General features: G+C 34.7%; 20 protein-coding genes. 11 read left to right on the top strand and 9 right to left on the bottom strand.

What is annotated here, in order from left to right; all coding sequences use genetic code 11:
- The first annotated feature begins 63 nt into the window (after positions 1-63).
- A complete protein-coding gene (locus tag H600_RS0117500; protein ID WP_026730007.1) occupies positions 64-504 on the top strand; it encodes a cupin domain-containing protein in 441 nt (146 codons plus the stop codon).
- Between the two features lie 24 nt (positions 505-528).
- Here H600_RS0117500 and H600_RS0117495 read toward each other — a convergent pair whose 3' ends face one another.
- From H600_RS0117495 to H600_RS0117480, 4 genes are all read right to left on the bottom strand, one after another.
- On the bottom strand, positions 529-1,389 hold the full coding sequence (locus H600_RS0117495) for a hypothetical protein (protein WP_026730006.1): 861 nt from the start codon (positions 1,387-1,389) through the stop codon (positions 529-531).
- Between the two features lie 590 nt (positions 1,390-1,979).
- Complete coding sequence (locus tag H600_RS0117490; RefSeq protein WP_026730005.1) at positions 1,980-3,065, bottom strand: efflux RND transporter periplasmic adaptor subunit; 1,086 nt, start codon at positions 3,063-3,065, stop codon at positions 1,980-1,982.
- Between the two features lie 176 nt (positions 3,066-3,241).
- Entirely contained in the window at positions 3,242-6,532 is a 3,291-nt protein-coding gene (locus tag H600_RS0117485; protein WP_026730004.1) for an efflux RND transporter permease subunit, read from the bottom strand.
- Positions 6,533-6,543: 11 nt separating this feature from the next.
- A complete protein-coding gene (locus H600_RS0117480; RefSeq protein WP_026730003.1) occupies positions 6,544-7,929 on the bottom strand; it encodes a TolC family protein in 1,386 nt (461 codons plus the stop codon).
- A 163-nt stretch (positions 7,930-8,092) separates the two neighbouring features.
- Between H600_RS0117480 and H600_RS0117475 the strand changes: the two genes are divergently transcribed.
- The 3 genes from H600_RS0117475 (at position 8,093) to H600_RS0117465 (ending at position 10,404) form a co-directional block, all read left to right on the top strand.
- Positions 8,093-9,130 carry a sensor histidine kinase gene (locus H600_RS0117475; protein ID WP_026730002.1) on the top strand — a complete coding sequence of 346 codons (1,038 nt, stop codon included), beginning with the start codon at positions 8,093-8,095 and terminating at the stop codon, positions 9,128-9,130.
- On the top strand, positions 9,130-9,828 hold the full coding sequence (locus tag H600_RS0117470) for a LytR/AlgR family response regulator transcription factor (protein ID WP_026730001.1): 699 nt from the start codon (positions 9,130-9,132) through the stop codon (positions 9,826-9,828). The genes H600_RS0117475 and H600_RS0117470 overlap by 1 nt, the downstream gene beginning before the upstream one ends.
- 102 nt (positions 9,829-9,930) lie before the next feature.
- Entirely contained in the window at positions 9,931-10,404 is a 474-nt protein-coding gene (locus tag H600_RS0117465; protein WP_026730000.1) for a hypothetical protein, read from the top strand.
- Between the two features lie 95 nt (positions 10,405-10,499).
- On the opposite strand, the gene H600_RS0117460 is transcribed toward H600_RS0117465, so the two are convergent.
- The 5 genes from H600_RS0117460 to H600_RS0117440 all read right to left on the bottom strand — a co-directional run bounded on the left by H600_RS0117460 (position 10,500) and on the right by H600_RS0117440 (position 15,019).
- Positions 10,500-11,264 carry an SDR family oxidoreductase gene (locus H600_RS0117460; protein ID WP_026729999.1) on the bottom strand — a complete coding sequence of 255 codons (765 nt, stop codon included), beginning with the start codon at positions 11,262-11,264 and terminating at the stop codon, positions 10,500-10,502.
- A 243-nt stretch (positions 11,265-11,507) separates the two neighbouring features.
- A complete protein-coding gene (locus H600_RS0117455; protein ID WP_026729998.1) occupies positions 11,508-12,431 on the bottom strand; it encodes a helix-turn-helix domain-containing protein in 924 nt (307 codons plus the stop codon).
- 280 nt (positions 12,432-12,711) lie between these two features.
- Positions 12,712-13,272, bottom strand: coding sequence for a 2'-5' RNA ligase family protein (locus tag H600_RS22245; protein WP_026729997.1), 561 nt, complete (start codon positions 13,270-13,272; stop codon positions 12,712-12,714).
- A 25-nt stretch (positions 13,273-13,297) separates the two neighbouring features.
- A complete protein-coding gene (locus H600_RS0117445; protein WP_026729996.1) occupies positions 13,298-13,612 on the bottom strand; it encodes a response regulator in 315 nt (104 codons plus the stop codon).
- Between the two features lie 474 nt (positions 13,613-14,086).
- Entirely contained in the window at positions 14,087-15,019 is a 933-nt protein-coding gene (locus H600_RS0117440; protein ID WP_026729995.1) for an alpha/beta hydrolase, read from the bottom strand.
- 383 nt (positions 15,020-15,402) lie between these two features.
- Here H600_RS0117440 and H600_RS0117435 point away from each other — a divergent pair, with 383 nt between their 5' ends.
- From H600_RS0117435 to H600_RS0117405, 7 genes are all read left to right on the top strand, one after another.
- On the top strand, positions 15,403-16,995 hold the full coding sequence (locus tag H600_RS0117435) for an MFS transporter (protein WP_026729994.1): 1,593 nt from the start codon (positions 15,403-15,405) through the stop codon (positions 16,993-16,995).
- Between the two features lie 44 nt (positions 16,996-17,039).
- Positions 17,040-18,359, top strand: coding sequence for an MFS transporter (locus H600_RS0117430; RefSeq protein WP_245176595.1), 1,320 nt, complete (start codon positions 17,040-17,042; stop codon positions 18,357-18,359).
- 99 nt (positions 18,360-18,458) lie between these two features.
- The gene (kduI, locus tag H600_RS0117425; RefSeq protein WP_026729992.1) at positions 18,459-19,298 is read left to right on the top strand and encodes a 5-dehydro-4-deoxy-D-glucuronate isomerase; all 840 of its coding nucleotides are present in this window, start codon (positions 18,459-18,461) and stop codon (positions 19,296-19,298) included.
- 4 nt (positions 19,299-19,302) lie between these two features.
- A complete protein-coding gene (locus H600_RS0117420; RefSeq protein ID WP_026729991.1) occupies positions 19,303-20,094 on the top strand; it encodes a gluconate 5-dehydrogenase in 792 nt (263 codons plus the stop codon).
- A 25-nt stretch (positions 20,095-20,119) separates the two neighbouring features.
- Positions 20,120-21,523: a glucuronate isomerase gene (gene uxaC, locus H600_RS0117415; RefSeq protein ID WP_026729990.1), complete on the top strand. Its 1,404-nt coding sequence runs from the start codon at positions 20,120-20,122 to the stop codon at positions 21,521-21,523.
- A gap of 175 nt (positions 21,524-21,698) precedes the next feature.
- Positions 21,699-22,721, top strand: coding sequence for a sugar kinase (locus H600_RS0117410; RefSeq protein WP_026729989.1), 1,023 nt, complete (start codon positions 21,699-21,701; stop codon positions 22,719-22,721).
- Positions 22,722-22,729: 8 nt separating this feature from the next.
- Complete coding sequence (locus H600_RS0117405; RefSeq protein ID WP_026729988.1) at positions 22,730-23,401, top strand: bifunctional 4-hydroxy-2-oxoglutarate aldolase/2-dehydro-3-deoxy-phosphogluconate aldolase; 672 nt, start codon at positions 22,730-22,732, stop codon at positions 23,399-23,401.
- The last annotated feature ends 174 nt before the right edge of the window (positions 23,402-23,575 follow it).

Genomic DNA, 23,575 nt, shown 5'->3' with positions numbered 1-23,575 from the left:
ATAGAATTTTATTTTAATTTCAATTTATCAAAAACATTTTTTAGTATTATTACAAAAAAAACAATGAACGCACTAACAACCATAAAAACCACATTTGCAGTCCTGTTTTTCCAACAGATTGCATTTTCGCAAGAAACCAAAAAAGAGACTCCAGCAGAAGTGAAGCATACGATTGAAAATTGCGTGAATCATTTCGATTTAAATAAAGCCACAAAAACCAAAGTAGGCTATCAATACTGGTTCGCCGACAAAAACTTCACCGAAGAAAATACTTTAAAAATGAGTATTGTCGAACCAGGAAAATCAACGCATGCGCCTCACCATCATCCAGAAGAAGAGTTTTTTTACATCTTAGAAGGTTCTGCTTCTTTTTTCTTGGATGGTAAAACTGTTGTCGTAGGTCCCAATACAAGCTTATATTGTCCGCCAAATGCAGAACACGGAATAAGCAACGCCGGAACTACCGATTTGAAATATTTAGTGATCAAGAAAGATTTGAGATAAAATTGCTTTTAACTCCCAATTTCTCTATTTAATCGCTATCGTATAAGTCAGATATTTTCCGTCTGGTTGTAAAAATCTAATAGTTTTGTTTCCGGTTGATGTCGCTACAAAATTATAGGTGGTTTCAAGATTCAGAATATTCATAGTGCAGAAACAGCCTTCATATTTCGCTTTTACAGTAATGGTTTTGATATTTCCTAGATTTGTTTCAGAAACGCCTCCAAAAGTGCCACAGCCATTAAGAGCAATATACTTGATTTTAATTGGAATGGTTTGATTGACCTGACCGCTGGCGGGAACATCTGCTGAAATTACAGAAGTGTGTTGATACGATAGGCAAACTTGATCAAAGGTTTCGGTCCATTTTACAAAGGAGTACTCTTTCATTTTAGTTTTCCAATAGGTTTGCGTTCCTTCTGGAATACCGAGATAAATGTTTTTGGTATCAATTGATCCATCTTGCAATTTTAATGATGCAATTAAGTCAAGCAAATCATTTTGATTGGCAACGTTCATGTCAAAAAAAATATTTCCGATAAAAGTTTTGTTTTCTGACTCTATATAGTAAACACTGCCAGGCGTCGCAGCCCAAGCGCCAGTTTTTATATAAGGTTTTTCATTTAAAGTATTGATCAAATCCTCAACACCACTTTTAGGTATATCCGATTTGAAAAAGAAACCGTTCATTTGCAGAATATCAAACTTCAATTCATTTAACACTTTAAAAACCTCACGTATATCGGCGTCTTTCTTGATTCCTATAGCAAGATTTACTTTTTCTGAATTTTTAGTTTTATCAGTTGGCGGGGGAGTGGTTTCTGCATTTTCACTTGAACAGCTAAAAAGGAAGAATACAACGATACTTAAGGTTAAAATTTTGCTCATTTTCTATTGGTTTTATTAAATAGATGAGTTAATTGTCAAATAGTTGCGTGTAAAGTTATATTTTTTTTTTGATACGGGGATGTTTTTTAAAGTTTCAGGTTTCAAGTTTCAGGTTTCAGGTTTTAGGTTTTAGGTTGATAGGCTTTGTCTATAAGTTTTACTGAAATCCCGATAGCTATCGAGAGCTAAGATTTTTTGATTAGGAAGGTTTAGTATTTCGCAAAGTTTTAGAAATAAAGTTTTTTTATTTAGCTGGTCATCTCACACAATAGATCATTTGCACAGTTTGTCATTTCTGATCGAAGGGAGAAATCACACAAGTTGATCGACAAAGATTGGCGACATACTTTGCGGAGTTTCTAGTGTGATTTCTCCCTTCGGTCGAAATGACAAAAAATAAAAAAAAAACTTTGTGACTTAGCGTCTTAGTGGCAAAAACAAAAAAAGAACGGCACTAAAAAATAGCACCGCTCCCTTTTCAAAATAAATTTAATTTTGCATTTTAAAACCAAATCAAATTTTAAAATGCTCGCATTAAATAATGCGTACAGTTTTTGGGTAATCTACTAAAAAGAAGACGTAAACGCAGGTTATTCGTTTATTGTATCGCCTTCCTTAGTTTCTTCACTGGCAATTTTTACCAGTTTATCGTTTGGAGTCAAATCACCAAAAATTTCGATTTTATCGTCGATTTCTCTTCCTTTTTTAACATCAACTCGTGTTGCTTTGTGGTTTACCACTTTGATTACGAAAATTCCTTCTGCAGCATTTACAACCGCTGATTTGGGAACTACAAATGTGCTGTCTTTAGCATTAAGCGGCAATAAAACTTCGGCAACCATTCCAGGCAATAAATTTCCTTTGGTGTTGTGCACGTCCATTTCAACTCTTTCAGAACGCAATTTTAAGTCCAATGCGCCAGACATTCTCTGAATTGTCGCCGTAAAAGTATCTGGCAATGATTTTACATTAAAACTCATATTGTCGCCTTGGTGCAGATAGCCTGTGTACAATTCTGGCACAGAAACCGCCAAACGCAATTTTGATTGCTCTTGAATCGTCAATAAAGGCAAATCAGAACCTTTTCCTGCCGGACCAACAAATGTTCCTAAATTCACATTTCTTGCCGCTACAACACCGTCAAATGGCGCACGAATTTCAAGATAACCTCTCATGATCGAAATTTCTTTGTGTGCCGCAATCGCTGCTTGGTATTGTGCGTAATCAGAATTTTTCTTTCCGTTTGCCATTTCTAAATCATTTTTAGAAATCGTTCCTTCTACTTTGCTTGTTTCGTACAAACGGTTGTAAGTGCTTTTGCTGGTGGCGTAAATTGCTTCCATCGATCTTAATCTTGATTCGGCGGCTGCTACTTGTGAGCTGATTTCTGGAGCTTCTAAAACAATCAAAAGCTGTCCTTTTTTTACTTTAGAACCAATATCTACTTTTAAAGTTTTTACGAAACTGCTCACTTTTGCATACAAATCAACTTGTTGAAAACCTGTTAATTCGGCTGGCAAACGTAATTCAGTAGTCAGTTTTTCTTTTTGTAACAAAAAAGTTTCAACTTTTGGTTCGATTTCTGGTGTCGCTGTTTCTTTTTTTTTCTTTTCACAGCTGCTTAGTGCCACTAAAGCGGTGAACAAGATTGCGATTGATTTTATATTATTTTTCATTTTTTGGTTTTATAAAATAAATATGTTTTACTAAATAGGAGGAAAGTATAAAAGTTTAGCAAAGTATTTCAAGATGATTCGACTTTAGACTTTAGAATTTCGACTTTCGACTTTGGACTTTGGACTTTGGACTTTCGACTTTGGACTTTGGACTTTGGACTTTCGACTTTATGACTTTATGACTTTCCAACTTTCGACTTACCTATTGATGAGATATAATGGATGCTTTCTTCGTCTTCAGGATCTAAAGAAACAGATTGCGTTGATGTTTTTTCCTGTGCCCAAGCAAATATTTGTGGCAGGATCAATAATACGGCAAAAGTAGAAAATAACAATCCGCCGATAACCGCTCTTCCTAACGGAGAAACTTGTTCGCCTCCTTCGCCATGCCCAATTGCCATTGGAAGCATTCCCGCAATCATCGCAACCGAAGTCATGATAATTGGACGCAAACGCAAGGCCGCAGCTTCACGTGCTGATTCTAATGCATTGCCATTTATTTTGCACAATTGTTCGGCATTGGTAACCAATAAAACGGCATTTGCAATCGACACCCCAACCGACATGATAATTCCCATATACGATTGCAGATTTAAAGTTGAGCCTGTGAGTGTCAACATAATCAAGGCGCCTAAAACTACCGCTGGAACGGTTGTCAAAATTACCAGCGAAACTTTGAATGACTGGAAATTAGCGGCCAACATTAAGAAGATTACAAAAACGGCAACCAATAATCCAACTTGCAAACTGCTTAATGTTTCCTCCAATACTTTACTTAATCCAATAGGAGTGATGAACAAACCACGTGGCAATTCTCCTAGTGAATTTAAAGTTGCAGCAACATCTTTAGACGCGGTCCCCAAATCGGTCTGGTTGATGTTTGCTGTAACTGTAATGTATGGCATAGCCCCTAAATTGTCATTTTCACCACTTACAAATCCGGGTGTTATTTTAGCAACGTCACTCAAAACAGGACGTAGAGAATTTTTTAAAACCGGAATTTCACCAATATCGGTTTTGCTTTTCATTTGGTTCAGCGGCACCTGAACTTGAACAGAATATGATAATCCTGCTTTTTCATCTACCCAGTTGTTTTTTTCGGTATATCTTGATGATGAAGTCGAAGCCACAAGCGAACGTGAAATATCATTCATGTCAACGCCTAATTCTGCAGCACGCGTTCTGTCAATATCAATGTTCATAGCTGGATAATGAATTGGCTGGCCAATTTGTACATCTCTGAAATACGAAATTGCTTTTAGTTTATCTACAATTTGAGTCGCATATAATTCATTTCGCTTTTTGTCTTTTCCTGCAATTCTAATTTCAATTGGAGTAGGAGAACCTTGGCTCAAAACTTTGTCTGTCAATTCAATTGGTTCAAACGAAACTTTTGTGTCTGGCAATACTTTTTTAATTCTTGCTCTCAAGTCATCTTTAAACTCATCCATATTGGCGTGGTAATCTTTTAAACTCACCTGAAAAACTGCTTCATGTGATCCTGCCATGAAAAGATAAATTGGATTGATTGAGAATAGAGACGGGTGTTGACCAACATACACAGAACTGATTCCGATGTGTTCTTTGCCCACTTTTTCCTCGATTTGTTTTAAAACGATTCTGGCTTGTTCTTCCGTTCTTTCTAAACGCGTTCCATCAACAGCGCGCATTCTTAGCTGAAACTGACTTGAATTTGTTCTCGGGAAAACATCTTTTCCAATAAAATTAATAAAGACAATTGCCAGAACGGTTGCTCCAACCAAGTAAACAACGGTTGTTATTTTTTTATGGACAAACAAGCGGTCTAAAGTTCGCATGAAACGATTTCTAAACCTTTCAAAAGCACTTATTTTTTTATCATTATTAAAGTCCTCTCTTTCCACCATTTCTTTTTTCTGACCAATTAGATTTTGTTCAGATTCAGGTGTTAATCCACAAGCATTAAATTCTGCTTCGTCGTCTGTAATTTCGGGTGTATGTTCATGTTTTGCATGTCCTTTCATCATCCAGTTTGCCATAACAGGCACAAAAGTTTGTGATAAAATGAATGAAATAATCATAGAGAAACCAATTGCTAAAGCCAGTGGCAAAAACAACGCTCCCGGAATTCCGACCATTGTAAATGCTGGAGCAAATACGGCTAGAATACAAAGCAAGATCAATAATTTAGGCAAAGCAATTTCCTGACAGGCATCCCAAATAGCGAGCGCTTTTGGTTTTCCCATATCGAGATGCTGGTGAATATTTTCAATCGTTACGGTACTTTCATCCACTAAAATTCCGATTGCTAAAGCCAATCCTGATAAAGACATTAAATTGATGGTTTGTCCAAATAATTTTAGGAACAAAACACCAGAAATAATCGAAATTGGAATCGTCATAATTACGATCAAAGCCGCACGTCGGTCACCCAAGAATAACAATACCATTAATCCCGTTAAAACCGCTCCGATAATTCCTTCAGTAATCAAACTTTTCACCGAGTTGATTACATAAACCGACTGGTCAAATTCGTATGTAATGTTTACGTCTTCAGGAAGTGTACTTTGAATTTTTGGAAGTTCAGCTTTCAATTTCTGAACTACATCCCAAGTCGAAGCGTCTCCCGCTTTTGCAATACTGATATAAACCGATCGTTTCCCATTTACTAATGCATAACCCTGCGTGATATCGGCACCATCTTTTACATTTGCAATATCTCCTAATTTTAAGTTTTGAACGCCTCCTTTGAATAAAGGAATTTCTGCAAAATCTTTAACTTCTTTAATAGTATTATTTGTTGGCGTAATATAATTTTTGTCGCCTATACGCACGTTTCCAGAAGGCGCAGTTTGATTGTTCAAACGAATTGCTTCTACAACTTGATCTGGCGTCATATTGTGCGAACGCATTAAATCTGGATCAATATTTACCTCAATTGTTCTTGGACTTCCGCCAAAAGGAGCTGGAGACAATAAACCAGGAATTGAAGTAAATGAAGCACGAACATAAACGTTGGCTAAATCCTGCAATTCATTGTTTGATCTGATTTTACTGCTCAAAACCAATTGCCCAATTGGAAGAGAAGAAGCATCAAAACGAATAATAAACGGTGGCTGAGTTCCCGGAGGAAAAACCGCTTGGATTCGGTTTGAAAGTGCACTCAATTCGGCAGCGGCCTGAGCCATATTTGTTCCTTCATAATAGGTTAATTTCATAATCATTAACCCCTGAATATTTTTAGTCTCAACTGATTTTATACCATTTGAGAAAGGCAAAACGTTGACGTAGTTTTTTGCAAAATAAGCTTCCATTTGGTCTGGTGTGTAGCCTCCAAACGGATGCGCAATATAAATTACCGGCAAATTCATTTTTGGCAAAATATCTACCTTAATGTCTTTGATGGCACCAATTCCGAAGAAAAATAGACCCGCAACCAATACTAAGATGGAAATGGGCTTGCGGAGTGCAAAACGTATTAAATTCATTTGGCTTTTAATTAAAATTCATTTATAAATAAGTCGAAATTGCCCGTTGCAGCAACTTTCAGCAAAAACGATTGCCATACATTATTGTTGACGATATCGCGGTCAATTTCAGCGCGATTTAGCGTAAACATGGTTTGAGTCAAATCGGTTAAATCGGTCAAACCGTTTTTGTATAAAGTCGATTTTTGAATATAAGCGCGTTGTGCGGCATTGACTTGAATTGGCGCTTCGGCATAATTCTCTAAAGTGATTCTGATTTTATCTTCGGCAAATGTTAGTTGCGATTGCAATTCTCTGCTGGCTTGGTTGTATTCTTCTTGCAAAGCCTGCGAAACAAATTTTTGCGAAGTAACTTGTTTGTTTGCTCTAAAAGGTGTTGTCAAATTCCAAGTGATTCCAACTCCAACTAAATAATTAGAGCGATCCGGATTTACACCATCCCAATAATTTCTGCTAAAAGCCGATTGATCTGCTGCATAACCAGCTTCAAAACCTGAAGCTCTGGTTTGCAAAATACCAAAAGCACTCATTGTTGGGTAATAAAAGCGTTTGTATAATTTAACTTGTTGATTGCTGTAATCAATTTTGGTTTTGTAAAACTGCAATAGAGGATGCAAACTGTCAGTTGAAGCTGTTGATCTTAAAACCTCTTTCGGAATTTGATTTACAAATAAAGTATCAGCAATAAAATCCTGAGGCGCAACTCCCATTAAATCAACTAATTTGTTGTTTTGTTCTTTGACAAAATTTCGCGCAAGATTCAAGGCGATTTTTGCTTTTGAAACTTCTGCAGTTGCCAAGGTGGAATCTACTCCAGCTAATAATCCGTTTTTAACTCGGGCAACAGCTGTCTTTTTGAAAACTTCTGCGCGGGTTAAATTCTTTTGCTGCGAAATCAGTAACCTTTGGCTTGCCAATAAATTCAAATAAGCGGCTGAAATTTTAATTTCTTGCTGAAACATTTCCTGTTTCAAATCATTTTCTTTTGCTTGAACATCAACTTTAGCCAAATTGATTTTTTCCTGAGTTTTTCCGAAAGTGAAAAAATCCCAGTTCATGTTGACTAAATAAAGCGCTCCAAATGCCGAATTCCAGTTTTGTTCAGGAAGAGGCAAACCAGACGAAGCAACTCCTAAACCTCCAAAACCGTAAAGTGGCCCATTCTGACCGTTGACCGTCCCGTAATCCTGCTGTGCAGATAAATTTAAATTTGGAAGATAATCACGGCGAGATTGTTTTAAAGTCTCTTTTGAGGCGCTGGCGTAATTGTTTTTTGCTTTGATTGAACCGTAGTTTTCAAGACCTGTTTTTAGTGCTTCTTTTAAAGACAAGGTTTGTGAATAACCAATTGAGGTAATAATCAAGAAAAATAATAAGGTAATTTTTTTGAAATACATAAAACTCAAAATGTGAAATTATGCCGCAAATTTATTTCTCTTATATCGATAAAAGTCAGGTTAAGTGATGTACTGCACTGATAAATGACCAATTGAATTTGTCATTTTTTGGAAAAAAGAATTAAATATTTGTGCGAACTTTGCACACTATTATGTTTTAAAAATGAATAAAAAGTTTGATAATATACTGGACAACAAATGGTGGCAGGAAATTGCTGTTGTTCTTTTTTCATTTACAATCTATACTTTAAAGAACGATTGGATGCTGTTCAGTTCTGTGACTTCCATTTTTATGGGCATTTTTTTCTATTTCATTTTGTATTTGCACGCCCAGTTTAATCGTTTTTTTCTTTTGCCAATTTTATTCAAAACCCAACGCCCTTTAACGTATGTTTTCTTGACTCTTTTTGGAGTCTTTGTGTTCTCGGTCATTTTATATGAAATCACAATGCTGGACATGTTCAGTAATTGTCGTTTGTATCAAAACTCGCATCAACGAAGTTATGTGTACCAATTGGCTAGCGTTTTAGGAACTTTGGTTTGTATTTTAAGCCCGATTATTGTTTTTAAATTCTACAGAATTCACAGAAAACAAACAGACGAAGCGCTTTTGTTTAACCAAATGCAATTGAATTCGTTGAAAGGGCAATTGAATCCGCATTTTTTATTCAATACTTTTAATACGCTTTACGGAATCAGTTTGGAATTTCCAGAAAGAACGCCAGATTTGATTATGAAAGTTTCGCAATTAATGCGTTATCAGCTCGAAAGCAATAACAAACAATGTGTGTCTTTAGAAGACGAATTGGAGTTTATTAACAGTTATGTGCAGCTTGAAAAAGAAAGAGTAGGGTACCGTTGCGATATTACTTTTGACTCTAAAATTGACAACGAAAATGCGTATAAAATTTCGCCAATGCTTTTGATTGCTTTTATTGAAAATGCCTTTAAGCATGGAACTTGCGCAATCGAAAAATGTTATGTCCGAATTTTTATTACGGTTGAAGATGGTGATCTTCATTTGCATGTAATCAATTCAATTCCGACGAAAAAAACAGATGTTGTTTCGACTAAAATTGGATTGAAAAACACTATTGAAAGACTGAATTTGATTTATGGAAAAAACTATAAATTAGATATTCAGGATGAAAAAAATACCTATATAGTTGATTTGAAATTGCAACTAAAAAAGTTTGTATAATGAAAGAGCCTAAAAAATGCATTATTGTTGATGATGAGCCGGCCGCCCATTATGTTTTAGCGAATTATATCAAACAGAATCCGCAATTAGAACTTGTTTTTCAAGGCTATAACGGAATTGAAGCAATGGATTATCTGCGTGAAAATCATGTTGATTTGATGTTTTTAGATATCAATATGCCCGAAATCTCTGGAATGGAATTGTTGAAAATCATTCCGAATCATCCTAAAACAATTTTAACGACAGCGTATTCCGAATTTGCGTTAGAAAGTTACGATTATGGCGTAATCGACTATTTGCTCAAACCCATTTATTTTCCAAGATTCTTAAAAGCTGTTGACCGTTTTTTTTCAACGGAATCATTGAAAATCAAAGAAGAAGAAACAGTTGTAAATTCAATAAGCGTTAAAGTTGACGGTTATTTTATCGATATAGAATTAGATCAGCTTTTGTATGCGCAGAGTTTTGGGAATTACGTAAAGCTTCACACGATAAAACGAACTTATTTGGCGTCAATAACGACAACCGAATTAGAAAAGTGTCTTCCAGAAAAAAGTTTTATGCGAATTCATAAATCGTATATCGTGGCGCTCGATAAAATTGAAGAAACTGAAAAAGATTTTGTAGTCATAAAACATGAAAAATTACCAATAGGAATTACATACAAAAGAGAATTGTCTGACCGATTAAAAAGATAAGAAATTGTTGATAATATTTTAGAGGCACTTCGTTTAATCTTCATTTAAAAGTAGTAATTTTAATACGATATTTTAAAGATATTAATTTGTAAATGAGGAATTATGAGAAATCTTTTACTGATTGTTGTTTTTTTATGCAATGGTTTTCTTTTTGCACAAGAAGGTACAAATATGAGAAAAGTAATAATACCTCCAGATAAGGTAAAATTTACTTTTGAAAAAGAATATCCCGGTAAAACGGCAGTTTGGTCTGAAGAATATGTGGGAGACGACGATGACGAAGTTCGTTATGAGGCAAAATTCAATAAAGACAAAAATACAAAAGCGGTTGCCGTTTATAACAATTTGGGAGTTTTGAAAGCATTTGAGCAGCAAATTCCGCTAAGCAAATTGCCTTTAAGCGCACAAGCTTATTTGAAAAAGAATTATCCGCCAAAATCTATTACAGAAATTGCGGTTGTAGTGGATGATAAAAATAAAACGACTTATGAAGTTGGGGTTAAAAAAAACTCCAAATTTTATGATGTTGTTTTTGATAAAGATGGAGATTTTGATGTCTCTATCGAGAAAAATTGAAATATACTTGCTTACTAATTCAATATATTTAAAAGGCAAACCCGATAGTTTTAGGACTATCGGGTTTTGTTTTTTTATTGGGGTATTTTTCAAGATTACAAATTCATTCCTCCTGAAACTTCAATTCTTTGAGCATTTACCCAACGCGCGTCTTCGGTACATAAAAAGGCAACAACACCGCCAATATCGTCTGGTAAACCAACTCTTCCCAAAGCTGTGATTGATGCTAGCATTTTGTTTAGTTGTTGATTATCACGAACAACGCCGCCACCAAAATCGGTTTCAATTGCTCCTGGAGCAACAACATTGGCTTTAATGTTTCGCGCTCCTAATTCTTTTGCTTGGTATTTTGTCAAAGTTTCGATTGCGCCTTTCATCGAAGCATAAGCAACATAACCTGGAGTTGAAAATCGCGCTAAACCTGTTGAAATGTTTATAACTCCGCCTCCGTCGTTCATGACTTTTAATGCTTTTTGAGTCAAGAAAAATGGACCTTTAAACTGAATATTGGTTAGTAAATCAAATTCTTCTTCTGTAGTTCCTTCAAAAGAATTGTGAATTCCAATTCCGGCATTGTTTACGATAAAATCAAATTTATCCGTTTTAAAAGTGTTTTTTAAAACTGTTTTTACTTCTTCAAAAAAAGAATCAAAAGTTCCAGAATTCCCAACATTCAATTGAATTGAAGCGGCTCTTTGACCCAAATTTTCAATTTCTTTTACTAATGAATCTGCTTCGTCTTTTTTGCTGTTGTAAGTAATAATTACATCAAGTCCTTTTTTAGCAATTGCCATTGCCATGTTTTTTCCTAAACCTCTGCTTCCGCCTGTAACGAGAGCTATTTTCGTATTTACTGCCATCTTTTTTAATTGTTAATTGTGAATTGGGAATTGTAGAATGTAAAATGATAAATTCATCTTTTCGATTTTTTAAATTGATAAGACAAAGGTAGGAGCGAAGTAGTTGTAGGGAATTGTAAATATCAAACTGATGTTTGCAAAATTCAAATCACTTGTGAAGTCACAATAATTAAATTCCAAAACTATACGTTCAACTTTGTCAAAGTTTTAAACTTTGACAAAGTTCTAAGAAACCTGAAACCACTAACTCCTAAAAGCCAACGGTGTAAACGACGTTTGTTTTTTAAAGAAATTAGAAAAATGTGCCAATTCTTCAAAACCAAGAGAATAAGCAATTTCAGAAATGTTCCAATCGGTTTGTTTTAAAAGGATTTTTGCTTCGTTTGTTAGTCTTGAACTGATTAATTCGGTGGTCGTTTTTCCGGTGCTTTCTTTTAAAACTTTATTTAAATGATTAACATGAACGGATAATCTTTCCGCAAAATCCTTTGCCGTTCTTAATTCTAATTTCTGATTTGGAGATTCTATTGGGAATTGCCTTTCTAATAATTCAGCAAATAATGACGAAACTCTCGCCGCCGAATTATGTTTGGAATACAATGCTGTAATAGGTTGCAATTTTTGCCCAAAGTGAATTAATTCGGCAACATAATTTCGGATTAAATCATATTTGTAGATATAGTCAGAGTTGATTTCTTTTTGTATTTTGTTGAAAATCAATTCAACTTCAGAAACTTCTTCATTTGATAATTGAAAAATTGGATAACCATCTGAAGCAAAAATTGGAAGATTATCTAAGTCAATTCCACTTTTGTTTTTCGATAAAAATTCGCTTGTAAAAACACAAAATTGCCCACCTTGATTGGTGTCTTGTGGAATGTAGTTGTATGGGATTTTTGGTGTTGCAAATAACAATCCCTGTTTTTCAATTTCGATTACCTTATCGGCATATTCGGCTTTGTTGTGGCCTTTTATCAAACTTATTTTATAGTAAGCCCTTCTGTCATAAGGCATAGCCGATTTTCCTTGCAGTCGTTCCAGAAGTTCTTTGATACTAAAAACATTAAAATGACCAATTTCTTTTTGAATGTCATTTGGAAGCAAGGAATTGGGTTCAATAGTGGAACCTTCGGTGATTTCTTTATAAAATGAATCTAGGGATTTCATATCTGAATTGTAAAATTCAAATATACGGAAAAAATGATGTTGTGGGTTATGGCCGCTAAGGCACTAAAGGGCAAAGTTTTTTAATGTTGTTGTGGATGATCTCGAAATCCCGATAACTATCGGGAGCAGAGTCGCAAAGTTTTTTGCATAATCAATGCAACCATAGCCCAAGGTTTCAACCTTGGAAGATGTTTGGTGAATAAATTGCGTCCCAAGGTTGAAACCTTGGAATATTTGTAAAAAAATAAACTTTGAGCCTTATTGCCTTTGTATAAAAAAATTAAAACAAACTTGCTTGTACAAACTCCGGTTCTGGATTACTGCCAAACGGTATCGTCTCAATCACGAAAAACTGTTTTACTTTCGGATCAAATTCACGCAAAATAATAGCGTCGCATAAAAATTCCACATCAATGGTAGTGAAAAGCTGTGAGGCAATTTCAAGATTTTCTGGAGTTAATCTTCGACCAATAGAAATGTGCGGATCATCACTTTTTATCTTTAAGGGTTTTAAAGTTTCTTGAATCTTTTTCATGATTGGTTTTAAACTATCTTTAGATTCTTTATTTGGTTTTATAAAAAAAGCACCGCTATTTTCATAAGCACCAAAATCATTTAAATGAACCATAAAAGGAGCAAAAGCGTCGCAGATTTTTGCAAGCTTCTTCTTGAAATTTTCAAGTTGTGATTCGTTAATTTCGATTTCACAAATCGTTATATGCGCCACAGAATTGCAACTGTTGTACCAGTTGATTTTGCTTTTTAAAAAATCCTTCATTGCTTTGATAGTGGCAATAACTTCTGATGAAGGATGAAATACAACGGAATATCTTTTTTGCATTTTTAAGCATTTAGATAATACAAATTTAAAGCTTTCCCTTTAAATACAATCGATGCATAATTTCCGATTTCAACAAACCGCTTCCACCTCCAAAATGTTCAATAACTTCTACATCCGGTTGTTGTTTCAAGCAAAAAGAAGCAAACTCTTTTTCGATATGATCTTCAATTGCAGAGCTCAACAGAACAATATCTATTTTATGATTGCTAAAATATTCTTGAGCTTCTTTTTCATTATTGAAAGCAACTGCATTCCAATTTTCATCGGCATTAACCAAGCGAAGCAAAATGGCTAAAATTGCTTCGTTTTTTCCAAGTAATAAAAATTCAAGCATTTTCATAATATTCTAATTTTGAAAGCAAATTTATTAGATAAAGACCAATTCCAACTTAATCTAGAATAAGAAATAATGTAAAGCTAAAGTTAAGTTTTAGTTTTTTTATTTTTTTTCTTTGAAGCGTTAATTTGTTTAATGGTTTGTTTTCAGTGTTTTATGCTTCGTATTTTATAAAAAAATATAAAACTTTTGTTAGAATGCGGAAAACCGTAATGTATTCGTAAAACTGGTAGGTAAATTTGCATCAATGAAATAGAAATCTAAGATGTTTTGCCTTTTTAACATCATCAAAAAGTTTCTATGGAATTAATACTAGTTTTTGGAGAAACAAGTTTTGTAGAAATTTGGACATATTCATTGATCGTGGGTACTTGTATAAATTTGCAAGATTAAATACAAGAAGTCAAAATTTTTATCGGGTTTTTAAATTAGGTTACACGTTAGCCAATTTAAAAACCCTTTTTTTATGTTTTAAACTTAATAATAACCGTGGTTTTTAAGCCATTCTTCGCAGTCTTTCGTCCAATTTTTGCTGGTATCTTTAACACCAAGACCAAAACCGTGCCCGCCATTTTCATAAAGATGTAATTCACATGTAACTCCATTTTTTTTAAGAGCCAAGTAATAGTTGATGCTGTTTTCAGGCAATACGGCTGTATCATCGGTTGCATGTATCAAGAATGTCGGAGGAGTTTGCGAGGTGACTTTTTTGTCATTCGAAAAAGAATCAATTAAGTCTTTCGAGGGATTGTTTCCTAATAAATTAGTTTGAGAACCTTTGTGTGTGATGTTGTTTTCCATAGATATCACAGGATAAATTAAAAGCGAAAAATCTGGGCGCGCGCTAGTGTTTGATGCTGATTGGTATGTCTTGTCCTCGTAATGCGTTGCTAGGGTCGAAGCCAAATGCCCGCCCGCTGAAAAGCCTATAGTGCCAATTTTATTGATGTCGATATTCCACTTTGATGCATTTGCTCTTACATACCTCATGGCTTCCTGAGCATCTTGCAAAGGACCAATATTCTTGTTTTTCATAATCAAATCATTCGGCAAGCGATATTTTAAAACAAAAGCAGTAATTCCTAAACTATTTAGCCAATTTGCCACTTTAGTCCCTTCCTTGTCCATGGAAAGATGTGAATAGCCTCCACCCGGAAAAATAATAATGGCAGTTTGATTTGGCTTAATTTCTTTTGGAATAAAAATGCTTAATGTTGGGACAGATACAAAACTGCTATTGATGATTATTCCCTCTTTTACGGTTTCTTTTTCGTTATAATCTGGAGCAGTTATTTCATCCGGAATTTTATTCCATAATGGAATGATTTTGTCTTGTGCTTGCAATTGATTGATAGTCAGTGTAAATAATGCAAAGTAATTAAGTAATTTTGAAGGAATAACAGTTTTCATTTATTTAAATAGGATTGTTGAAATTATAATAATCAATGTGAAAAACGCGAAAAATAGTAGAAGATAAATTAGCTTTTCAGTCTTGGATTTCCGTACAATTTTAATACTAATAACGGATGATTTTGACACTTTGCTATTTAACAAATATATTGTTTAATGTGTAATATTGTACTATTTTTTTTGTTTGATATGTTTATTTTGAGTGCAAAAATAATTTTTTATATAATTTATTTGGAATATAAAGATTAAAAACTATATTTGTGCAATCGATTACATTATTTCGTTTTATTTGTGTTAAATCATTGTTTTTTAGTGCTTTCTAATTCGATTTGAATGATAAAAAGAAAAGGATCTAAAAACATAACTTTTACAATATACTAACCATGACCCAAGAAAATTCAGTTACTACCAGCCAAAGCATGAAATCAGCAGGAAAATATCGTTGGAGCATTTGTGCTTTGCTTTTTTTTGCAACAACAATTAATTATTTAGACAGACAAGTACTTTCTTTAACATGGAAAGATTTTATTGCTCCAGAATTTCATTGGACAAACAGTGATTATGGAGACATAACGGCTTTGTTTTCGATATTTTATGCGGTTTCATTATTGTTTGCTGGTCGATTTGTAGATTGGTTAGATACAAAAAAAGGATTTCTTTGGGCAATTGGAATTTGGTCTATAGGAGCTTGTCTTCATGCTTTCTGTGGTATTGCTACTTCGGGAATAATTACTGGAGACTGGTTGGTAGGCTTCCACGGATCAAAGGAAATAATCAGTACTGTTCAAGATACTGCTTTAGTAATTAATGTAAGTGTGGCTTTGTTCATTTTTGCACGTTTTGTTTTAGCTGTTGGAGAAGCAGGAAACTTTCCTGCAGCTATTAAAACTACAGCAGAATATTTCCCTAAAAAAGACAGGGCTTTTGCAACTAGTATTTTCAATGCAGGAGCTACAGTTGGGGCATTAGCAGCGCCAGTTACAATTCCGTTTATCGCTAAATCTTTTGGTTGGGAAATGTCTTTTATCATTATTGGGGCTTTAGGATTTATTTGGATGGGATTCTGGATGTTTATGTATGATAAGCCAGAAAGACATGCTAAAGTAACTCCAGAAGAGTTGGCTTATATTCAGCAAGATGATGTTGCAGACAGTAATTTAGGGTATGTTGCAGAAGCTAGTTCAAAAGTTTCATTAGCAGATTGTTTTAAATACAAGCAAACTTGGGCTTTTGCATTTGGTAAATTCATGACTGATGGTGTTTGGTGGTTCTTTTTGTTCTGGACTCCAGCTTATTTGAGTTCGGTTTATGGAATGGATTCTACACAAGCAGCATTACCATTATTTGTTCTTTATATGATTACTTTATTGTCGATTATTGGAGGATGGCTGCCTACTTATTTTGTGGAGAAAAAAGGAATGAATCCGTACGAAGGACGCATGAGAGCGATGCTTATTTTTGCATTTTTCCCATTATTAGCTTTAGCGGCTCAGCCTTTAGGATATATTAGTTACTGGGTTCCGGTTATCATTATAGGAATCGCAGGTGCAGCGCATCAGTCTTGGTCGGCAAATATTTTTACTACGGTTGGAGATATGTTTCCAAAGAAAGCAATTGCAACGATTACAGGTATTGGAGGCTTAGCAGGAGGAATTGGTTCGACACTTATAAATAAAGGCTCAGGTATGTTATTTGATTTCACGCAAAGAAATTGGAGCACAATAAATGGTCAGCCTTTGCTAGATAAATACCCGCAATTTCAAAATGCAGTAACAGAAAAGGCTTTTCTGGCTGAAAAAGGAGTGGGGAATTTGGAAGAATTTTTAAAATCACTTACAACTGCTGGTGAAAATGTAGTAAACGGGATTAACTCAGGATATATGATCATCTTTTCTATCTGCGCAGTTTGTTATTTGACAGGCTGGGTTGTGATGAAAACTTTGGTTCCAAAATATAGTCCGATTACTGATTTGTAAAAGGATTTTAAGCTAACTAACCAACCAACCTTAAACCAAATTCAATGATGAACCAAGCCAATGCAGCAATAGGAAAGTATCGCTGGACTATTTGTAGTTTAGTTTTTTTTGCAACGACTGTTAATTATTTAGACAGAAATGTAATAAGTTACCTTCGACCTTTTCTTGCAGAAGCTTTTCATTGGACACCGGAACAAGAAGTTATTGACTATTCGAATATTGAGATTGCATTTAAAATCGCTTATGCGCTTGGAATGTTGGTTGCGGGTGGAATTATTGACAAATTAGGAACTAAATTAGGTTATGCCATTTCTACTGGGTTATGGAGTTTGGCTGCAATTGGTCATGCGCTTGCAACAGGTACCGGGGGATTCGTAATTGCCCGCATCTTTTTAGGAATAACTGAGGCAGGGAATTTCCCAGCGGCAATAAAAGCAACAGCTGAATGGTTTCCTCAAAAGGAAAGGGCTTTAGCTACTGGGATATTTAACTCCGGGAGCAACATCGGCGCAATTATAGTGCCGTTGACCGTTCCTTACATTGCTGAAAATTATGGTTGGCAGTGGGCATTTATCTTAACAGGTATTGTTGGGTTTATTTGGCTTTTCTTGTGGTTTTTATTGTATGAAGTACCGCAGAAACAAAAACGTTTGTCTCAAGCAGAATTAGAATATATTACTTCAGATCAAGTGGTTGTTGCTGAAGAAGATTCAAAAGAAAAAGTTTCTTGGTTTAAGTTACTGTCGTTTCGTCAAACTTGGGCTTTTGCAATAGGAAAATTATTGACCGACCCGGTTTGGTGGTTTTATTTATTCTGGTTGCCAGATTTCTTGATGAAACAATATAAATTGACGGCAACAGAAATTATCTGGCCTTGTGCGTTGGTATATATGATTGGAAGTGTGGGCAGTATTGGAGGAGGCTGGCTTCCATTAAAATTAATAAATAACAATTGGCCGGCTTATAAAGCTCGTAAAACAAGTATGTTGCTCTATGCGTTTGCAGTTTTGCCGGTTTTGTTTTCACAATATCTAGGAAGTATAAATATGTGGTGGGCAATTTTAGTTATAGGTTTGGCAGTTTCAGCACACCAAGCTTGGAGTGCAAATATCTTTACAACTGTTTCTGATATGTTTCCTAAAAAAGCCACTGCTTCGGTTACAGGATTAGGTGGGATGTTTGGAGCGCTTGGCGGAATCTTGTTGACTTTGGTGGTTCAGAAAAACATGTTTGTATATTATACGAAGTTAGGCAAAATTGAAACAGGCTATTTTATCATGTTTTGCATCTGTGGAGCTTCGTATTTATTGGCTTGGCTGATTATGCACATTCTAGTTCCAAAAATGAAAAAAGTAGAATTGTAAAGAAAAAGTGGTTGTCAGTGAAATAATTTTTGGTTTCAATTATGGTATTTCAATATAAAAAAATAAATTTGTGCAATCGATTACATTAATTTAGAAATTATGACAAAATATAGTTCAAGATACGCATCAAGCCCCGAAGCAGTAAAAAAATATGATACACAACAATTAAGAGAAGAATTCTTAATTGATGATTTAATGCAGGAAGATGAAATCGTTTTGGTTTATTCTCATTATGACAGATACATTGCAGGATCTGCAGTGCCGGTTAAAGGTGATTTAGTTTTGGAAACAATTGATCCGCTAAAAGCACCTTATTTTTTGGAAAGAAGAGAATTAGGTATAATCAATGTTGGCGGAAGCGGTTCTGTTGTTGTTGAAGGAACTACTTATGAATTAGGTTTTAAAGATGCTCTATATATTGGAAGCGGTAATAAAGAAGTGATTTTCAAAAGTGTTGATGCTTCTAATCCTGCTAAATTCTATATCAATTCGGCACCAGCTCATACATCTTATCCGACGGTAAAAGTAAGTTTGGCTGAAGCAAATAAATTAAACTTAGGAGCAATGGAAACGGCAAATCACCGTACCGTTAATCAAATGATTATTGGAAGTGTAGTTACAACTTGTCAATTGCAAATGGGAATGACGGAATTAAATCCGGGAAGTGTTTGGAATACAATGCCAGCTCACGTGCACGACCGTAGAATGGAAGTGTATTTCTACTTAGATATTCCAGAAAATCAAGCGGTATGTCATTTTATGGGACAACCACAAGAAACAAGACATATCTGGATGAACAATCACCAAGCAGTAATTTCTCCGCCTTGGTCAATTCACTCGGGTTCTGGAACTAGTAATTATACTTTTATCTGGGGAATGGCTGGTGAAAACTTAGATTACGGAGATATGGATGTTTGTAAAATCACTGATTTAAGATAAGAAAATGACAAATTTATTTGATATACAAGGAAAAGTTGCTCTTATTACAGGAAGTACACACGGACTGGGAATGGCAATGGCAAAAGGATTAGGTCAAGCGGGTGCAACAATTGTAGTAAACGGAAATTCGTCTCAAGAAAAGATTGATGTTGCTGTAGCAGAATTAAAAAGTGAAGGAATAAATGCTGTCGGATATAAATTTAATGTAACTGAAGAAAAAGAAGTTGCAGAAGCAGTTCAAAAAATTGAAAAGGAAGTTGGTCCAATCGCTATTTTAATTAACAACGCCGGAATCATTAAAAGAATTCCGCTTCTAGAAATGGAAGTTGCTGATTTTAGAGAAGTAATCGATATTGATTTAGTAAGTCCGTTTATTGTTTCGAAGCATGTTGCAAAAGGCATGATCGAAAGAAGACAAGGAAAGATAATCAACATTTGCTCAATGATGAGTGAATTGGGTAGAAATACAGTTTCGGCTTATGCTGCTGCAAAAGGAGGCTTGAAAATGCTGACTAAAAATATGGCAACAGAATGGGCAAAATATAATGTTCAAATCAACGGAATTGGACCAGGTTATTTTGCAACAGAACAAACAAAACCTATCAGAGTTGACGGACATCCGTTTAATGATTTTATCATCAGCAGAACTCCGGCGGCGAAATGGGGTGATCCGAGTGATTTAGCTGGAGCAGCAATATTTTTATCTTCAAAAGCTAGTGATTTTGTAAACGGTCACATTTTATATGTTGATGGCGGTATTTTAGCAACTATCGGGAAACCATCAAACGAAGAATAATTCTCAATTTTTATTAAAAGAAGACATGAGCGCGAATACATTCATAAACGATAATTTTTTATTAGAAAATAAATTTGCTGAAGAATTATACCATAATTATTCTAAAAATCAGCCAATTATTGATTATCATAATCATTTAAATCCACAGTTTATTGCCGAGGATAAAATCTTCGATAATATTACTCAAGTTTGGATTAATGGTGATCATTACAAATGGCGTGCAATGCGTACACTTGGAATCAATGAGCAATTTGTAACAGGAAATGGTTCAGATAAAGATAAATTCTTGAATTGGGCAAAAACAGTTCCGTACACAATGCGTAATCCTTTGTACCACTGGACGCATTTAGAATTGGCTCGTTATTTTGATATTTATGATTTGTTGAATGAAAAATCGGCTGAGAAAATTTATATCGAAACTTCTGAAAAAATAAATTCGCAAGCATATAGCACGCAAAATCTTCTTAAAAAAGTAAACGCTGAATTGGTTTGCACTACAGAAGATCCAATTGATTCTTTGGAATATCATCAAAAATTCGCAAACAATTCAACAGGAATCAAAATGAGTACGGCTTTTAGGCCTGATAAAGCGATTTTGATTTCTAATGATGGATATAATGCATATGTTGATACTTTAGGAGAAGTGTCGGGTATATCAATCAATACATATGCAGATTTACAATCGGCGTTAAGAAAAAGAATCGAATTCTTTAATGCAAACGGATGTAAATTAAGTGACCACGGTTTGGATCAAATTTATTTTGAAAATTTCACTGAAAATGAAGTAAGCGCTATTTTCAAAAAGAAAAGAGAAAACAGCGTTTTATCTCCAGAAGAAGCATTAAAATTTCAAAGCGCGATTTTATTGTTCTTGTGTGAAACGTATCATGAATTTGGATGGGTGCAGCAATTTCACTTAGGTGCTTTAAGAAACAACAATGCGCGTATGCACAGGATCTTAGGTCCAGATACAGGATGGGATTCTATTGGAGATTATCCACAGGGGCAAAAATTATCAAGCTTTTTAAATGCTTTAGACAGCAAAGATAAATTGTCTAAAACGATTATATACAACTTAAATCCTGCTGATAACGAAGTTATGGCAACTATGATTGGAAATTTCAACGACGGCAGTGTTAGAGGAAAAGTTCAATTTGGCTCAGGATGGTGGTTTTTAGATCAAAAAGATGGAATGACAAAACAATTGAATGCGCTTTCAAACATGGGCTTAATTAGTTGTTTCGTTGGAATGTTGACTGACTCAAGAAGTTTCTTGTCTTTCCCTAGACATGAATATTTCAGACGTATTTTATGTAATCTTCTAGGAGATGAAATCAAACGTGGAGAACTTCCAAATGATATGGAATGGATCGGAAAATTGGTTTCTGATATTTCATACAACAACGCTAAAGAATATTTCAAATTTTAATTTTTTTAACTATTAAGGCATTAAGAAAATTAAGTTTTGGGTTAAAATAGTTACTTAATAATACAAAGATAATTAAGCGAGTAGGCTTAATAAACTTAACCTTTAATCGCAAAGAGAACATAAAGCAAAGCTTAATTTTCTTAATGCCTTAATGGTAAAATTAAAAATAAAAAAAATGAGTAGAGTAGTTTCATTTGGAGAAATTATGCTTCGTCTTTCGACAGAAAGACACTTACGTTTTTCGCAATCTACAGCATTTGGTGCTACGTATGGAGGCGGAGAATTTAACGTAGCTGTTTCTTTAGCAAATTATGGCATAAACGCTGAGTTTGTTACAAGATTGCCAGAAAATGAAATCGGCGGATCTGCATTAAAAGAAATGCGAAAAATGAACGTCGAAACTAAAAATATTGTTTTTGGAGGTGAACGTTTAGGAATTTATTTTCTGGAAACTGGTGCAGGAACACGTGGAAGTAATGTAGTTTATGATCGTGCACACAGTTCGATGGCAACTATTCAAAAAGGAAGTATTGATTGGGATAAGGTTTTAGAAGGAGCAGAGTGGTTTCATTGGAGTGGTATTACACCAGCAATTTCTGAAAGTGCAGCTGAAGCTTGTCTAGAAGCAATTAAGATAGCGCATAAAAAAGGAATCACAATTTCATGCGATTTGAATTATCGTTCGAAATTATGGCAATACGGAAAAACGTCTAGCGAAGTAATGCCTGAAATGTTGAAATACAGCAATGTTATTTTAGGAGACATTGACACAGCGTATTTTATGTTGGGAATTCCAAAAGTGAATCCGAATTATCAAGACGAAAAATCATTGCCAGTTTTGTATACAAAACTGTTTGAATTGATGCCTAATTTAAAAACGGTTGCGACAACATTGCGTTATTCTGTAAGTGCTTCACACCAAAGAATTGGTGGAATTTTATTTGATGGAAAAGCTATTTATCAAGCAGCAGTAAAAGAAGTTACACCTGTAGTTGACCGAGTAGGAAGCGGTGATGCTTTTATGGGCGGTTTGATTTACGGTTTGCTTCAGTATAAAAATAATAATCAAAGAGCCTTGGATTTTGCAGTTGCGGCTTGTTGCTTAAAACATACAATCGCAGGTGATTACAACTTGGTGACATTGAAAGAAGTAGAAAATATGATTGATGGCGATGGTTCGGCATTAGTTTCAAGATAAAAAAGGAAATGGCAAAGTATTCAAGAATTGAAGTAGCACAACAAATGAAAGAAAACGGGATGGTTCCGTTGTTTTTTCACTCTGATATAGAATTAAGCAAAAAAGTTTTAAAAGCTTGCTACGACGGGGGTTCACGTTTGATGGAGTTTACGAGCAGAGGTGATTTTGCTCATGAAGTTTTTGGAGAACTAAACAAATATGCATTGGCAGAATTGCCAGGAATGATGCTAGGAGTAGGTTCGATAACAGATGCTGCTTCAGCTTCACTTTACATGAGTTTAGGAGCAAATTTTATTGTAACTCCGGTTTTTAGAGAAGATATTGCAATTGCTTGTAATCGCCGTAAAGTATTGTGGTCGCCAGGTTGCGGAACACTTACTGAAATCGCAAGAGCGGAAGAATTGGGCTGTGAAATTGTAAAATTATTTCCAGCTGATATATATGGACCAGAGTTCATAAAAGCAATAAAAGGCCCATGCCCATGGACAAACATTATGCCTACAGGTGGTGTTTACCCGACAGTTGAAAGCTTAAGTTCTTGGCTAAATGCAGGAGCAACTTGTGTTGGATTGGGTTCGCAGTTAATTTCAAAAGATATATTGGACAAACAAGATTTTGACGGTTTACAGGCTAAAGTAAGTCAGGTTTTGGAGATCATTAAAAATATTAAAAATAAATAGGGAATAATCATACCAGTTCCTTATTTGGCATGCGGTTTTTTTTAGAGTTTTAGATGTTGTAATTGAACATTACGCTTGCAAAATAAATCTTGTCACTCCTCACAGCAGGATTTATTTTACTCTTTCAGGTGTAATGTTTCTTTTACAATATGAAATCCAAAAAAAAAGAATAAG

It is taken from the genome of Flavobacterium denitrificans DSM 15936, assembly GCF_000425445.1.
In the GTDB taxonomy this organism is placed as follows: domain Bacteria; phylum Bacteroidota; class Bacteroidia; order Flavobacteriales; family Flavobacteriaceae; genus Flavobacterium; species Flavobacterium denitrificans.
Note: the sequence above shows the minus strand (reverse complement) of the source record. Positions and strands in the feature narration are given on the sequence as shown.